General features: G+C 60.2%; 14 protein-coding genes. 12 read left to right on the forward strand and 2 right to left on the reverse strand.

Annotated features, from left to right (window positions below; translation table 11 throughout):
- Positions 1-64 precede the first annotated feature (64 nt).
- From ACIX8_RS08165 to ACIX8_RS08200, 8 genes are all read left to right on the forward strand, one after another.
- Positions 65-583, forward strand: coding sequence for a DUF4142 domain-containing protein (locus ACIX8_RS08165; RefSeq protein WP_014264864.1), 519 nt, complete (start codon positions 65-67; stop codon positions 581-583).
- 163 nt (positions 584-746) lie between these two features.
- Positions 747-1,604: a TPM domain-containing protein gene (locus tag ACIX8_RS08170; RefSeq protein WP_052310580.1), complete on the forward strand. Its 858-nt coding sequence runs from the start codon at positions 747-749 to the stop codon at positions 1,602-1,604.
- Positions 1,605-1,672: 68 nt separating this feature from the next.
- Positions 1,673-2,257 (forward strand): LemA family protein, encoded by a 585-nt coding sequence (locus tag ACIX8_RS08175; RefSeq protein ID WP_014264866.1) that lies wholly within the window; start codon positions 1,673-1,675, stop codon positions 2,255-2,257.
- Positions 2,258-2,387: 130 nt separating this feature from the next.
- Complete coding sequence (locus tag ACIX8_RS08180) at positions 2,388-3,659, forward strand: magnesium transporter MgtE N-terminal domain-containing protein (RefSeq protein ID WP_014264867.1); 1,272 nt, start codon at positions 2,388-2,390, stop codon at positions 3,657-3,659.
- 24 nt (positions 3,660-3,683) lie between these two features.
- Entirely contained in the window at positions 3,684-4,751 is a 1,068-nt protein-coding gene (locus ACIX8_RS08185; RefSeq protein ID WP_014264868.1) for a CgeB family protein, read from the forward strand.
- Positions 4,748-6,298 (forward strand): GMC oxidoreductase, encoded by a 1,551-nt coding sequence (locus ACIX8_RS08190; protein WP_014264869.1) that lies wholly within the window; start codon positions 4,748-4,750, stop codon positions 6,296-6,298. The genes ACIX8_RS08185 and ACIX8_RS08190 overlap by 4 nt, the downstream gene beginning before the upstream one ends.
- A gap of 395 nt (positions 6,299-6,693) precedes the next feature.
- The gene (locus ACIX8_RS08195; RefSeq protein WP_014264870.1) at positions 6,694-7,701 is read left to right on the forward strand and encodes an aldo/keto reductase; all 1,008 of its coding nucleotides are present in this window, start codon (positions 6,694-6,696) and stop codon (positions 7,699-7,701) included.
- Entirely contained in the window at positions 7,698-8,951 is a 1,254-nt protein-coding gene (locus ACIX8_RS08200) for an Nramp family divalent metal transporter (protein ID WP_014264871.1), read from the forward strand. Before ACIX8_RS08195 ends, ACIX8_RS08200 begins: the two co-directional genes overlap by 4 nt.
- A gap of 324 nt (positions 8,952-9,275) precedes the next feature.
- Here the strand turns inward: ACIX8_RS08200 and ACIX8_RS08205 are convergent, their stop codons facing one another.
- Together ACIX8_RS08205 and ACIX8_RS08210 are read right to left on the reverse strand one after the other, a co-directional pair.
- A complete protein-coding gene (locus ACIX8_RS08205) occupies positions 9,276-9,737 on the reverse strand; it encodes a (deoxy)nucleoside triphosphate pyrophosphohydrolase (protein ID WP_014264872.1) in 462 nt (153 codons plus the stop codon).
- A 134-nt stretch (positions 9,738-9,871) separates the two neighbouring features.
- On the reverse strand, positions 9,872-10,612 hold the full coding sequence (locus ACIX8_RS08210; RefSeq protein WP_223295486.1) for an HAD family hydrolase: 741 nt from the start codon (positions 10,610-10,612) through the stop codon (positions 9,872-9,874).
- A 168-nt stretch (positions 10,613-10,780) separates the two neighbouring features.
- Between ACIX8_RS08210 and uxaC the strand changes: the two genes are divergently transcribed.
- The 4 genes from uxaC (at position 10,781) to ACIX8_RS08235 (ending at position 15,356) form a co-directional block, all read left to right on the forward strand.
- Entirely contained in the window at positions 10,781-12,178 is a 1,398-nt protein-coding gene (uxaC, locus tag ACIX8_RS08215; protein ID WP_014264874.1) for a glucuronate isomerase, read from the forward strand.
- Positions 12,179-12,638: 460 nt separating this feature from the next.
- Entirely contained in the window at positions 12,639-13,940 is a 1,302-nt protein-coding gene (locus ACIX8_RS08225) for a tagaturonate epimerase family protein (RefSeq protein WP_014264876.1), read from the forward strand.
- Positions 13,941-14,035: 95 nt separating this feature from the next.
- The gene (locus tag ACIX8_RS08230) at positions 14,036-14,533 is read left to right on the forward strand and encodes a gluconokinase (protein WP_014264877.1); all 498 of its coding nucleotides are present in this window, start codon (positions 14,036-14,038) and stop codon (positions 14,531-14,533) included.
- A gap of 46 nt (positions 14,534-14,579) precedes the next feature.
- A complete protein-coding gene (locus ACIX8_RS08235; protein WP_014264878.1) occupies positions 14,580-15,356 on the forward strand; it encodes an SDR family NAD(P)-dependent oxidoreductase in 777 nt (258 codons plus the stop codon).
- Positions 15,357-15,465 lie beyond the last annotated feature (109 nt).

Raw genomic sequence — 15,465 nt, forward strand, 5'->3', positions numbered from 1 at the left:
GCGCAGGGACTCCTACAGCCGTAAGCTATTTTTCCGCGGCTCTGCCGCAACGAGGAGACACCCCATGAAGACGACGAAGAAGATGCTTTGTATGACCGTAATAGGCTGCGCTGCCATGTTTGCGTCCTCCCAGGCAAAGGCTGCTGTCACCGATGCTGACAAGACGTTTCTCGCGGCAGCGGCACAGGGCGATATGAACGAGATCAAGTTGAGCGAACTGGCCGAGACCAAGGCTTCCAACCCGGAGGTGAAGGCCTTTGCGCACAAGATGGTGGCCGATCACAAGATGCTCGAAGCGAAGATGAAGCCCTTTGCCACGGCATGGGGCCTTACGGGACCCAGCGGTCCCGATGCGGCCCACCAGGCTGAGTGGGACAAGCTGAACGGGCTGTCCGGCGCGGACTTCGATACGGAATACATCAACGTGATGGACCAGGACCATCACCAGGCTCTGGATGCCTTCACGACTGAGGCTCAGACCACCACGGACGCGAAGTTCAAGGCGGCCGTGATGCAGGGCAAGAGCGTTGTCGCCGCCCACACGAACATGGCTGATGATCTAAAAGGCAAGATGAAGATGTAGTTGCGGTTCTAGTACGTGCGTTTCTCGACCGGACTGCAATAGATATTGGCCCGCAGGGATGGCTTATACAACCCTGCGGGTAAAGTCTTGGGCCAGTGCGTACGCCTGTGGTATTGCAACGGCACTTTCCTTAGAGAACACGGGTATGTCTGGTGATGGTTCTATGTGGAAGGGAACTTCGCAACCTATCCGGGCGTATCCTAAATCCGTGACCGTGACGCGTAAATTTCTAGGAGTTCTGGTGTTCTTGTTGGCCGCTGCGTGCCTGGTGCGAGCGGAATCGGTCGACAAACTGCCCAAGCCGACAAGCTATGTCAGCGACTTTGCCGGCGTTATCGACGAGGGGTCCAAGCAGAGCCTCGAAGATCTGTGCAAGCAGGTCTATGAGAAGGCGCACGCGACGATTGAAGTGGTGACGGTCAACTCTCTCGATGGCCTGACGATCGAGGACTTCACGACACAGCTTGAGGACAAGTGGAAGGTCGGCCCGAAAGGCTCGGATAAAGGCGTTGTGATGGTCTTTGCGATTCAGGACCACAAACGCCGCATTGAGGTCGGGTACGGTCTCGAGGGCATCCTGAACGACGCCAAGGTGGGCGACATCGGCCGCAGCATGGTTCCGCAGCTCCAGCAGGGGGAGTATGGCCCTGCGATTCAGACCGGCGCGCAGCAGATTGCTCAGGTGATCGCCACGGATGCGGGCGTTACGCTGGATGTGGCTCCGGTTCACACCTACCATCGTGAGCAGGTTGAGCAACACGGCGGCAGCAATTGGTTCGGCATCATTATTTTCATCGTCATTCTGTTGGTCATCTTTGGCGGCAGAGGCGGTGGCGGTGGGCGCGGTGGCTGGCTCTGGTTCCTGCTCGGAAGCATGATGGGCGGAGGACGTGGCGGCTTCGGTGGAGGTGGCGGCTTCGGAGGCGGTGGAGGCAGGGGCGGTAGCAGTGGCGGCGGCGGAGATTTTGGTGGCGGATTTGGCGGCGGTTCTGGTGGCGGCGGCGCCAGCGGAGACTGGTAGTGCAGTAAGCTAGGAACGCAAGTCAAGACGCCGGAATGAAGACGATAGAAGGAAATGGGAGATCGACGATGAAGGGTATTTGGGTTGCACTGGGTGTTGTAGGTCTATTAGTGGTCGTGCTTCTGCTGGGAGCAGGAAGCTATATCTCCGCAAAGAACCAGATGGTTCAGTTGAACGAGGACGTCAATCAGTCCTATTCGCAGCTCAACGTCGTGCAGCAACGGCGGCTTGACCTGATTCCGAACCTCGTTGCCACGGTAAAGGGCTACGTGAAGGAAGAAGAGACGGTACTGACCAACATCGCTAACGCGCGCGCGGCTGTGATTGCCGCGTCGTCGGACCATGCGAGCAGCATCCAGGCGAACCAGAAGCTCGATCTCGCGATCAGCCCCCTGTTGCGCCTGCAGGAGCAGTATCCCAACCTGAAGGCCAATGAGCAGTTCATCCGGCTCTCCGATGAGCTGGCTGGAACCGAGAACCGCATTGCGGTCGAGCGCCAGCGCTACAACAAGACGCTCGAGCTGTACAACGTGGATGTCCGTCAGTTTCCTAACAGCTTTTGGGCGAATATCGCTGGCTTCCACTACCGCGACGAGTACTTCAAGGGCAATCCGGCGAATGGCACTGCTCCAACCGTCGACTTCGGCAAGTAAACTTTTCGTTCCAATCGAGAGCCAACGCTCAGGCGTTGGCTCTTCGCTTTTCGCTGTAGTTTGCTGTGCGTGTTCGTGGCGTGTCATCCGCAAACCGCGAACCTCTCAGATGGGGTAGGTTAAGGGAGAGATGAGCGACTTGATTCCAGTGCCGACCAGCGCCTCCACCCTTCTGGGGATGCGCGTCGTCGACTCCGCTGGACATCCCTGCGGACGCGTGACGGAGTTCGCGGTCGATCTCTCGCGAGACGCTACGCATATTGCCGGTTTTGTTCTCGGCCTGCGATCGAAGGGCAAGATGCGTTCGACGTTCCTTCCCGTGGATCAGGTCCTGGTCCCCCGGCGGGCGGATAAGGTTTTGCGCACCGGCTCGAAGCCCACACCCTATACAGAAACCGACGATCTTCTGCTGTTGGACCGCGACTTGCTGGACCAGCAGATCATCGACGTGGATGGCCGCAAGGTCGTTCGTGTGAACGATGTCAACCTCACGTGGGAGCGCGCGGACCAATCGGACGAGGCCAAGGGCCTTCGTATCGACGAGGTCGAGGTGGGGCTTCGCGGCGCTTCACGACGGCTTTTGAAGGGAGTCTCGGCACAGGCGGTCGAGGCAGTCTCGAGCAAGTTCCCGTCTCGTGCGATTCCCTGGGACTTTGTCGATCTGATCGACCGGGACCCAGCTCGGCGCGTGCGGTTGCGGATCGAGCAGGACAAGCTTTCGCGGATGCACCCCTCGGACATCGCGGCCATCCTCGAAGAGCTGGCTCCGGCCGAGCGCGAGGCTATCTTTACCAGCCTGCCGGAAGAGACAGCGGCGGAGACGCTGGAAGAGGTCGAGCCGAAGATGCAGAAGGCGCTGCTGCAGGGCCTCGACTCCGAACGCGCAGCCGACATCATCGAGGAGATGGACCCCGGTGCGGCCGCCGATCTGCTCTCCGAACTCTCCGATGAGGAGAGCGAAGCGATCCTCGAAGAGATGGAGCCTGAGGAGCGTCAGGACGTTGAGGACCTGCTCGAGTTCTCCGCCAACAGCGCCGCCGGCCGCATGACGACTGACTTCGTGGGCGTAGCGCTGGGCGCCACCGTTGCCGATGCCATCGAGGTACTGCGCGCCTTTGACGGAGACGCGGACACCATTACGGAGATCTATCTGACTGGCGAAGAGGAGCACCTCAAGGGCGTTGTCGCACTGCCGAGGCTGCTTTTGGCGGCTCCCGACAAGTCCCTGGCCGAGCTCTCCGAGTGGCGCATTGTGAGCTGCACCTTGAAGGCTTCCGATAACGAGGTAGCCGAACTCTTCGACAAGTACAACCTCCGCTCACTTCCCGTGGTCGATCATCATGGACACATCGCCGGTGTGATCCACGCCGAGCAGGTGATCGCGCAACTGCGTGAAGGGTGAGGCCATGACCCGAAGGAAGATGGCATGACCGCTCGCCCGCTCAAGATTTTGTACGTTGCCGGTCTCTCCCCCAACGACTCCTCGCAGTACCGTCTCTGGGCGCTGGAGCGGCTCGGCCACAGCGTCGTCTCGCTGAACGCCTATGGCTATCAGCCGCAGAGTGACCTCCTGAAGAAGGTCGTCTACCGCGTGCAGAGCGGGCCGTGGGTGGCGCGTCTGAACCGCGATATCCTCGCGGTGGCCGAACGTGAAAAGCCCGATATCTTCTGGGCGGACAAGTTGCTTTCGCTGCGGCCCGAGACGCTCGACAAACTGCGCGGCATGGGGATCGTGAGCGTCAGCTACATGATCGACAACGCCTTCGGCCCGCGCCGCGATCCAGGTTGGCGGCTGTACATGAAGGACATTCCGCACTTCGATCTGCACGTTGTGCAGCGCGATAAAAATATTGCGGACTACAAGGCCAGCGGGGCTCGTGACGTCATCAAGATCCAGACAGCCTATGAGCCGACGATTCACTTTCCGCCACCGGCTGGATGGAGCGATAAAGACCGTGATCGCGGTGTCTCCTTCATCGGCACACCCTACGACGACCGTCCGCAGTTCCTGACGCGGCTCTGGAAAGAGTTTGAGCTGCCTGTGGTGGTCTCGGGCGGCCTGGTGTGGAAGAAGGCGCTCGGGCCGGAGGCGACGGCTGCGTTGTATCGCGGCCATGGCGAGCTCTTTCGTGAGGAGTACCGCGAGGGAATCTGGAAGTCGAAGATCAATCTCAGCTTCATCACTCATGCCAACCAGGATGAGTTTGTGCACAAGAGCTTCGAGATCGCTGCTTGCCAGGGCTTCCTTCTGGCAGAGCGTTCTCCGGGGCACCTGGCACGTTTTGTCGAAGACGAAGAGGCTGTCTTCTTCTCGGGAATCGAAGAGTGCGTGGCCAAGATTCGTCGCTATCTGCCGAATGAAGAGGCCCGCGAGCGCATCGCCGCCGCAGGCCGCGCCCGCGCGGTGCGGGATGGCTATCACAACGACGCTCAGGTGGCTGCGATTGTGCAGCGTCTGCGGGACCTGCTTGCCACGAGGAGCTCTCAGGCATGATCTTCGATCTCCTGCGCGACCGGCCCGGCCCTGATGATGTAGCTGATGTCTGCATCGTCGGCGCGGGTGCTGCGGGAATCGTTCTGGCCGTAGAGCTGGCGCGGCAAGGGAAGAGCGTTCTCATCGTCGAAGGCGGCGGCCGAGAGATCGAAGAGCCCGCACAGGAACCCTATCGCAGCGAGGTCGTTGGCCTGACGCATCGCGGCATCCACACCGGACGCTTTCGCGTGCACGGAGGGACGACGACGAAGTGGGGCGGGCAGATTTTGGAACTCAACCCCGAAGACTTCGAGCGCCGCAACTGGATCGCTGGCAGCGGCTGGCCGTTTGCCAAGGCGGAACTGGACCCCTTTTATCGCCGCGCACTTGAGCTGGAAGGCGTCAGCGGTGCGATACAGCGTGATGGAGAGGTCTGGCACACCCTGGGCCTCAAGGAGCCGGAGTTTGCCGGGCTGCAGTCCTATCTGTCGCGCTGGTGTCCCGAGCCAAACTTCGCGCGTCTGCACGCCGGTTCGATTGAACAGAACGCGGGCATTCGCATCTGGCTGCACGCGAATGCCGTTGAACTTCTGATGGAACAGGAGACTGTCCGCGGCCTGCGTTGCCGCACGCAGACAGGGGTTGAGGCTGTCTTTCAAGCGAAGCAGTTTGTCTTTTGCATAGGCACGATCGAGTGCGTACGATTCTTCCTGCAACCGCGAGAGGGCGGTCTGCCGTGGAACCGGTCGGGTCTGCTGGGCCGCCACTTTCAGGATCATGTGGATGCCAACGCCGCACAGGTCCAGCCGCGCAACCGCCGTGCTTTTGGCACACTCTTCGACAACATCTTTCTGCGCGGCTACAAGTACCACCCCAAGGTGCGGCTGATGCCCTCCGAACAGGAAAAGGCCGGTCTGCTGAACTGTGCGGCGACGATGTACTTTCAGAGCGACATCGACGAGACGCTGGACGGGCTGAAGGGAACCGTAAAGCACCTGCTGCGCGGAAGGTTCGGAGAGCTAGGCATCGGCGATGCCGTACGCATGGTGCAGCATGCCCCTGTGCTGGCGCGGCAGTCACTGCGCTATGCGCTGCAGCACAGGGCCTACAATCCGGCGTCGGCCTCGATCAAGCTGCGCGTCCACTGCGAGCAGCGGCCCGACAGCACGAGCTCGATCACGCTGGGTGAGGAGAAGGACTCTCTGGGATTGTGGCGCACGCGCCTGGACTGGCGTATCTCGGAGCTGGAGCTGAGCACTATCCGCTATTTCGCGCAAACAGCGGCGAAGGCTCTGGATGAAGTGGCAGAGGTGACCCCTGAAGCAAGCTTGAGGGCAGAGGGAGATGGCTTCCTCGCACAGTGCGATGACAGCAACCATCACATGGGCGGCATGCGCATGGCTGTCAGCTCCGCAGAGGGAGTCGTCAGCCCGGAGCTTCTGCTGCATGGCACGCGGAACTGCTTTGTCTGCAGCGGAGCGGTCTTTCCGACCTCTGGATTCTCCAACCCAACGCACACCGTGCTTGCTCTTGCGGTGAGGCTTGCGGATCATTTGTCCCGAGCGTAATGCGGGTCATGGTTAAAGCGATGCCGTAGTAGCTGCCTCAATGTTTGTTTTTTCGTATCACCATAGAACCGTCATCCTGAGCGAAGTCGTTCGCGTGCTTTGCGAACTACGCAGTCGAAGGACCCCGAGGGGCTTGGCCTCACCCAGGCAGTCGGGATCTTTTCCAGCACGGAAGTTCAGGCTCGAACGCTTGAGGTAGAAAAGGGGCGAAGGGTATAGGCATGATGGCACCCTCGGGGTCCTTCGACTCCGCGTCCCCAAAGGCTGGGACGCTCCGCTCAGGATGACGACGTTACCAACTGAGTTACAAATTGCATTCGATGCCCCTTCTCCACCCAACGGTTTCGCCTCTCCTCCACGATGCAGATACTCTAGAGCCAGCAGCAGGAGGCCCCTTGCAGACGTTCAAGCTTGCAGATACCGGACGAATCACGACGCAGCTTGGCTATGGCTGCTCATCGCTCATGGGTGCCCTGGGACGGCGCAGCTCCCTGGCCCTGCTGGAAGCGGCGTACGACGCGGGCATTCGCCACTTCGATGTGGCCCCGATGTACGGTTATGGCGAAGCAGAGGCCTGTGTCGGCGAGTTCCGGCAGCGCCATCGCGACGAGATTACGATTACGACGAAGTACGGTATCCCGCCGGCACGAAATAGGGCTTTGCTGGGGATCGCACGTCGCCTGGCCGGGCCCATTGTCCAGCATGTGCCCGCACTGAAGCAGAGGCTGTCTCGCGCGGCCTCTGCCGTAGCGGCCCCAGCGGAGAAGGCCAGCTTTACCGCCGAGCAGGCCAAGGCTTCTCTGGAGCGCAGTCTTGTCGCTTTAAAAGCAGACCGAATCGATGCCTGGCTACTGCACGACGCTGAAGCCGATGATCTGCGTGACGACGGGCTTTTGCGTTTTCTCGAGGATTCCGTTGCGAAGGGAACCCTTGGCACCTTTGGAATCGGCAGCGACCGCAACCAGGTAGAGGCTCTTCTGCAGGAGCGCGCAGGGTACTGCCGCGTGCTGCAGTATCAGTGGTCGATTCTCGACGATGCGATTGCGCCGGGCGGCCCTTTCCGCATTCATCACCGCGCTCTTACGGATAACTTTCGCTCTCTGCACGCGGCTCTGATTGCGGACCCCGAGCGCTGCAGCCGATGGTCCGATGAGGTGGGTGTCGATCTCGATGACCGGGGAATCCTCGCGGCGGTTATGCTGAAGGCCTCTTTTGTCTTCAATCCTGATAGCATCGTGCTAGTTTCAACGAAGAATCCAAACCACATACGAGAGAATGTACGTGTCGCTGGAGAACCGGCGCTGGTTGCACCCGCGCGTCGTTTGCATGCCCTGATGCAGAGGGAAGCCCGGCGGGAAGGCCTGCCCTCCACGACGACTCCCTCGAGGATGACCGCATCATGAGCTTCTGGCGTCGCTGGCGGACCAGCATTTTTCTGATCTTCGCGGTCCTCGGGCCCGGCTTTATCACGGCCAACGTCGACAACGACGCCGGCGGCATCTACACCTATGCCACGGCAGGGGCCCAGTTCGGCTATACGCTGCTGTGGACGATGATTCCCATGGCAGTGATGCTGGCGTTCGCGCAGGAGATCTCGGCGCGCATGGGCGTTGTTACCGGCAAGGGCCTGAGCGAGCTGATCCGCGAAGAGTTCGGGTTGCGCATTACCGCGATCCTGATGATGGGCCTGGTGCTGTGCAACCTGGGCGATGTCGTCTCGGAGTTCGCCGGTGTGGCCAGCAGCACGCAGCTCTTTGGGCTGAGCAAATTTATCACGGTGCCCATTGCGGCAGTGCTGGTGTGGTGCCTGGTCGTCTATGGCGACTACAAGAAGCTGGAAAAGATCTTCGTCGTCCTCTCGTTTCTGTATGTGGCCTACATCATTACCGCGGTGCTGTCGCACCCGAACTGGAGCCAGGCTGCGCACATGACCCTGCGTCTACCGAAGTGGCATGACCTGCGCAATCACAGCTATTTGTACTTATCGGTGGGCCTTATCGGGGCAACGGTCGCGCCTTGGCAGCAGTTCTATCTCCAGGCCTCGGTGGTGGATAAAGGAGCGCGGAAGTCGCAGTTGAAGCTGGCCCAGGGCGATGCAATCTTTGGCTCGGTATTCTCCGTGCTGGTCGCGGCTTTTATCGTCATCGCCTGTGCGGCGACCCTGTTCGTTGGTGGCCAGCATGACATTCGCGATGCTGCGGATGCTGCTCAGGCGCTACGTCCGCTGGGTGGGAAGTATGCATTCATCCTGTTCTCGTTCGGATTGCTGAATGCTTCGCTGTTTGCGGCGTCGATCCTGCCATTGTCCACGGCCTATACGGTGTGCGAGGCAATGGGATTTGAGTCGGGGCTGAGCAAGAAGTTCAAGGAAGCCCCAGTCTTCTACTGGCTGTACACCTCGTTGCTGGCCATCGGGGCGATCGTCATCCTGGTCTCGAAGACCGAGCCGGTGAAGCTGGCGGTGTTGTCGCAGGTGCTGAATGGCGTGCTGCTGCCCTTCGTGCTGGTATTCATGCTGGTGTTGGTGAACAAGAAATCGGTGATGGGCGCGAAGACGAATCCGACGATCTACAACGTGGTGGCCTGCGGCCTGACGGCACTGGCGACCACCCTTACAGTGGTGATGCTGTGGGGAACGGTGTTCTCGCACTAGTCGACGTATTTTGTTCGTACTCTCACAGAATCGTCATCCTGAGCGAAGTAGTTCGCGTACTTTGCGAACTACGCAGTCGAAGGACCCCGAAGGACTTGATCTCGCCCATGACGTTGGGACCTTTTCCACCGCGAAAGTCCGGGGCTGGAACGCTTGAGGTAGAAAAGGGGCGAAGGGTACAGGCAGGATGGCAATCCTCGGGGTCCTTCGACTCCGCACCTCGCAAAAAGCGCGAGGCGCTCCGCTCAGGATGACGATTCAGGGGGGTATGAACAAAAAACGCTATTGGTATCACGATCTTGATTTCGCTCTAGAAAAGTTACTCTAAAGAATCTTGCCTTCGGCCAGGTCACGTATCAACGTAAGATCGGCGGCGAGGAAGTCGTAGTCAGGCAACCGTTCGAGAGGGCTCCAGAGCATCTCCTGAAAGATGCGATTGTCGAGGTCGCCGCTAAATTCAGTCACAGCAAAGAACTGGATCTCGATCGTTCCCCCATTGCGATACGTATGGCGCACGGTGGTGATGTGATCGCCGATCTCGGCGACGATGCCCAGCTCTTCGCTCAACTCGCGAGCCAGAGCCTCTTTCGGGGTCTCGCCGGGCTCGATCTTGCCACCGGGAAACTCCCACTTGAGCCCCATGGGCTGATCGGGGCGGCGCTGGCAGATGAAGACCTCGCGTTCGGCCCCGCTGCCGCGCAGAATCATGGCCGCTACTACGTGCCGCAACGGTTTTGCGGTGTCGAGTGCGCGTTGCCCGTTGAGTTTGCGAATCGGCTCTTTCACGTCTGCTCACAGTGTAGAACTTTTAGGCTGTGAACGAGGCGATGAGGGACCAAGTTTGACTCGTAAACAAAATTAGAAATCGTGAGGGCACAATCGAAGCCATGCCCTCACGATGCCAGGAATGATTTTTTCAGCTACCGCACAACAGAAGCCGGATAGTAAACCGGCCACGATTCAGCGATGCTGCGCTGCACGAGTTCTTCGGAAGGGTTTACCGGGAAGGCGCCCCTCGCGATCGCGAGCATGGCGGCATCATGCACCGAGTTGCCGAAGACCACGTCCGGCGCAGTAATGCCCGCGCGCCGCAGTGAGGCGACCTTGCCTTCATCGGTGGGAACATCCAGCAGTCGCTCGGTAGCGCGGCCGTTCTCAATCGCCACGCGGGCCGAGAGCACGCGATTGGCGGGGATGTTGAAGCGCCGCACGCCCTCTTCGATGACCCAGTCGCAGGTTGAGCTCACAGCCCAGATCTCTACGCCGTTATCCTGCAGTGCCGCTACGAGCTCGGCCATCTCGGGAAAGATATTGCGTTCGACGTGATTGCGAAAGAACTCGGCGGCGGCACTGCGCAGCTCGGTCTCGCGCAGGCCGTGGTAGATCTGCACCATCTCGCCGCAGATGGCGATCTCGGAGACCGTGCCGCGCTTGTACTCGACATAGCGGCTGTTGAGCCACTCGGTGGCCTCGCGCGAGAGCAGGCCGGTGTCCATCGTCCAGCGCATGAAGGAAGAGCCGGCATCGCCGGACCACAGTGTTCCGTCGCAGTCGAAGACCGCAATCCTGGGGGAAAGCGCATGGACACGGCTGAAAAACTGTTCGGTTGTCAGTGCCGCCGCTGTCGCGACCGGAATTGGCGAAGAAGAGAGGGTGTTCAATCGGGACTCCAAAGTGTCAAACCTCAGTAGAGTAGCATCGCAATGTTAAGAGCAATAGATGAGATGCCGGGAGTGGCTGTCATAGCACCTGTCTGACCGAAGTGGTTCGAGTTTGATACGCTTCCAGCGTGGGCTCTTGAGACGTTAGGCCCGAAGGGACGCGAATACATGTTGGACAAAAATAGACTCTTTCCGGCGGAGAGCGCTTCGCGAGCGGTCGCTGCAAAGTTGTACGAGACAGTGCGCGACCTGCCGATCATCAGCCCGCACGGCCATACCGACCCGCAGTGGTTTGCCGATAACCAGCCTTTTCCGAATCCCACGGCGCTTTTTATTCAACCGGATCACTACATCTTCCGCATGCTGTACTCGCAGGGGATCTCGCTCGAGTCGCTGGGCATTCCGCAGGTGGACGGCAAGCAGTCGGCCGACCCGCGCGAGGTCTGGCGTCTCTTCGCGCGCAATTATTTTCTGTTCCGCGGGACACCGACGCGTCTCTGGATCGACTTCGCCTTTGCGGAGCAGTTTGGCCTGAAAGAGCGTCTCAGCGCTGAGAACGCCGACGAGTACTACGACGCGATCGATAAGAAATTGCGGACGCCCGAGTTTCTGCCGCGTGCCTTGTATGAGCGGTTTAATCTTGAGGTGATCGCCACGACGGATGCTGCGGTCGATTCGCTGGAGCATCATCGCAAGATCAAGGCCTCCGGCTGGAAGGGCCGCGTGCTGCCGACCTTCCGCCCGGATGCGGTCGTCGATGCCGAGTACCTCGGCTTCCAGGACAACCTGAAGAAGCTCGGTGAAGTAAGCGGCGAGGACATCTCTTCGTGGAAGGGCTACCTGAGCGCGCTGCGCAAGCGCCGCGCCTTCTTCAAGGAAAATGGCGCCACCGCGACCGATCATGGCCACCTTACGGCGATGACCGCGGACCTCTCGCTCAACGAAGCTACGGCTTTGTACGAACGTATCTACACCGGCAAGACGAACCCCGGCGACGTGGAGCTCTTCCAGGCGCAGATGCTGACCGAGATGGCGGGCATGAGTGTGGAAGACGGTCTTACGATGCAACTGCATCCGGGCGCGATCCGCAATCACAACCCGCATGTCTACGAGAAGTTCGGACGCGACAAGGGCGCGGATATTCCGTCGCCGACGGAGTACGTCCGCAGCCTGCGACCTCTGCTCTCGAAGTACGGCAACGAACCCGGGTTCACGTTCATCCTGTTTACGCTGGACGAGTCGACGTTCAGCAGGGAACTCGCACCGCTGGCTGGACACTACCCCTGCCTGCGCCTGGGACCGCCGTGGTGGTTCCACGATTCGCCGGAGGGCATGACCCGCTTCCGCGAGCAGGCCACCGAGACGGCAGGCTTCTACAACACGGTTGGGTTCAACGACGATACGCGTGCGTTTCTGTCGATTCCCGCGCGGCATGATGTAGCCCGCCGCATAGATTGTGCTTTCCTTGGAAAGCTTGTCGCGGAGCATCGCCTGGACGAGAGTGAGGCGTTTGAGTTGGCGCAGGACCTTACGGTGAACCTGGTGCGGAAGGCTTATAAGCTCTAGCGTCGCGGGGCGGAGAGAGCCGTAGCCTTTGGACTACGGAATCAGGGCGGGCAAGGATCGGGTTTCCACCCAGGTCTTTGCCCGTTTTTGCTTTTTGGGTTGTCATTCCGAGCGTAGCGAGCGAACCTGCTGTCTTCCGTTTTTCGCCAGTGCTATTACAAACGTTGCGCGTCGCCACAAAGCGGCCTCTTTCGCCTGCAGTTCACATGTTTAGGTCCTACGAACAAAGAGCGGGAGACAGCAGGTTCGCTCGCTACGCTCGGAATGACAACCAGAAAAGCAAAAGCAAGTGCTTTCTGCACGATTTTGGGAAGGGCATCGCCCCTTCGGGGCTAACGCCCACCCTCTGGAACCCCCTGTTCTGCCTCCCTGACGACCTCGACATTCTCGCTTTCCCAACATTCCTGTCTGACCCGTATTTGCGCTGTCTGACTGGAAGTGGGTATTCTGTCACACGGTGATGAACGCCAAGGCGTTCGGTGACGGAGTGGAGACGACCATGAGCAAGGGCATGAAGCTGCCGAAGTTTTCGGTGGGTGTTGGAGACAGGTTTGCGCATCAGGCGAAGGCGCAGTTGGCGGCCTGCATTAAGGCTGGCGAATTTGGGGTAGAAGTGGTGCCGGTTTGGAATAAGTCCAACCGTGAGCACATGATCATCGGCACGGAACCCAGCCAGACCCGTATCGCCGCCGATGCCGCAGTCAAGGAGCTGGGCTGGACGAAGCCCTATTTTCTCGACGCGGACCACATCAACCTGAAGACCGTCGATCGCTTCATCGCTCCGTGCGACTTCTTCACGCTGGACGTTGCCGAGGAGATCGGTAAGGCAGCTAAGCCGGAGGACGTTGCCGCCTTCGTTCAGCAGCATCCTGAACTGATCGGTGAAGTAACGATCCCGCACATCGCCGAGCCGTTCAAGACGGACGCTGCCTTCGTGACGGGCGTCGCGAACAAGTTCCTCGCGGCCGTGCAGGACGCGGGCAGGATCTACCGCTATCTCGTCGAGAAGAAAGGCGAAGGCAACTTCGTGCCCGAAGTCTCGATGGACGAGACGGATTCCCCTCAGACGCCGGTTGAGCTGCTGATCATCCTCGCTGCCATCGCGGACGAGAAGATTCCCATCCAGACGATCGCCCCGAAGTTTACCGGCCGGTTCAATAAGGGCGTGGATTACGTCGGCGATGTTGCGCAGTTCACCAAGGAGTTCGAGGAAGACCTGGCGGCGATTGCGTTCGCCATCAAGACCTACGGCCTGCCCGAGAACCTGAAGCTCAGCGTTCACTCCGGCTCGGACAAGTTCTCGATCTACAAGGCGATCCACGAAGGCGTGAAGAAGTTCAACGCCGGTGTCCACCTGAAGACCGCGGGAACGACGTGGCTCGAAGAGCTGATCGGCCTGGCCGAGGCGGGCGGAACCGGCCTGGACATCGCCAAAGAGGTCTATCGCGAGGCCTATGCTCACTCGGACGAGTTGCGTGCGCCCTATGCGACGGTGATCGACATCGACGACGCCAAGCTGCCCAAGCCCGAGGTGGTTGAGGGCTGGACGAGCGTGCAGTTCACCTCCGCGCTGCGCCACGACCAGGGCAATCCGGCCTACAACCCGAGCTTCCGGCAGTTGCTGCACGTCGGCTTCAAGATCGCGGCCAAGATGGGCGACCGCTATCTGAACGCTCTCGAAGCGAACGAGGAAGTGGTGGCGAAGAACGTGACGACGAACCTCTTCGACCGGCACATTCGCCCCGTGTTCCTCGGTCAGTAAACAACCCTTGCGGGGCGCGGGCTTTGGCCCGCGCCTTGCGCGTTGTAGGGCTGCTATCGTAGAGTTCAAACGGTTTTACAGATACGAGGGCGTCGATGATTGTCGTGTTGATGGGCGTGAGCGGGTCGGGCAAAACGACCATCGGTTCACTGCTTGCGAAGCGAACGGGAACTGTCTTTGCAGACGCGGACGACTACCATCCGCTGGCGAACAAGCAGAAGATGGCCTCCGGTCAGCCGCTGAACGACGACGACCGCCAGCCCTGGCTGGAGACGCTGAACAAGCTCTTGCGCGGCTGGCACGACAGTGGCAAGGGCGGTGTCCTGGCCTGCTCGGCACTCAAGGAAAAATACCGCGCGACGCTGGCCGCGGATATGCCCAAGGGGAGCGTTGCCTTTGTGCTGCTCGACGGCTCGCATGAGTTGATCGCCGAGCGCCTGGCCGCCCGCAAGCATGAGTTCATGAATCCGAAGCTGCTCGAGACCCAACTGGCTACGTTGGAGCCGCCCGCCGATGCTTTGCGCGTCGTCAACGACCGTCCGCCGGAAGAGGTCGTCGCACAGATTTTGCAGCACGTTTCACCGCAGGCCTGACGGCTGTGGATCAACCGATAGAGAAGTAAGGGGAGCAAGAGAAGTCATGGGATATAAGCCGTTGGATCTGACAGGGAAGACTGCCGTTATTGTTGGCGGAACATCGGGCATTGGCCTGGCGATGGCCATCGGCCTGGCCGAGGCCGGCGCCGATGTGGTTGCCAGCTCACGTCGTGCCGAGCAGGTGGACGAGGCCGCGAAGAAGATCGAGTCGACGGGACGCAAGTCTCTGCGCCTGACCTCCGACGTCGCCGATCGCGCCAGCCTGGAAGCGCTATGTGCCGGCACGATCAAGGAGTTTGGCAAGGTCGACATCCTGATCAACTGCGCGGGCAAGATCAAACGCGCCCCGACGGTCGATTTCCCCGAAGACGAGTGGCAGTCGATCATGGACACGAACGTGACCGGAACGCTGCGCGCCTGCCAGATCTTCGGCCGGCACATGCTGGAGCGTGGTTACGGGCGCATCATCAACATCGCTTCGCTCAACACCTTCGTGGCCCTCAAGGAAGTTGCGGCGTATGCCGCCTCGAAGGCCGCAATCGGCTCGCTGACGCGCTCGCTGGCGGTGGAGTGGTCGTCGCAGGGCGTGACCGTGAACGCGATTGCCCCGGGCGTCTTCCGCACGGCACTCAACGCCGAGCTGCTCGACAAGAGCGAGCGTGGCAAGGAGCTGCGCATGCGCACTCCGATGGGGCGCTTTGGCGCGACCGAGGAGCTGGTCGGCGGAGCGATCTATCTGGCTTCGGATTCCGCGGCATTTGTGACCGGTGAGATTCTCGTGATCGATGGTGGCTTCCTGGCCAGCGGCGTGAACCAGTAGTACGAATCCAACGCCATCGGCGCGATCCGGACCGGCCTGGGGACTCCCTGGACTGGTTTGGGTCGCGCCGATGCATTTTAGTTTGCGATAGGGGTGATTACCCTTGAGT

Source organism: Granulicella mallensis MP5ACTX8 (genome assembly GCF_000178955.2).
GTDB classification, from domain to species: Bacteria; Acidobacteriota; Terriglobia; order Terriglobales; family Acidobacteriaceae; genus Granulicella; species Granulicella mallensis.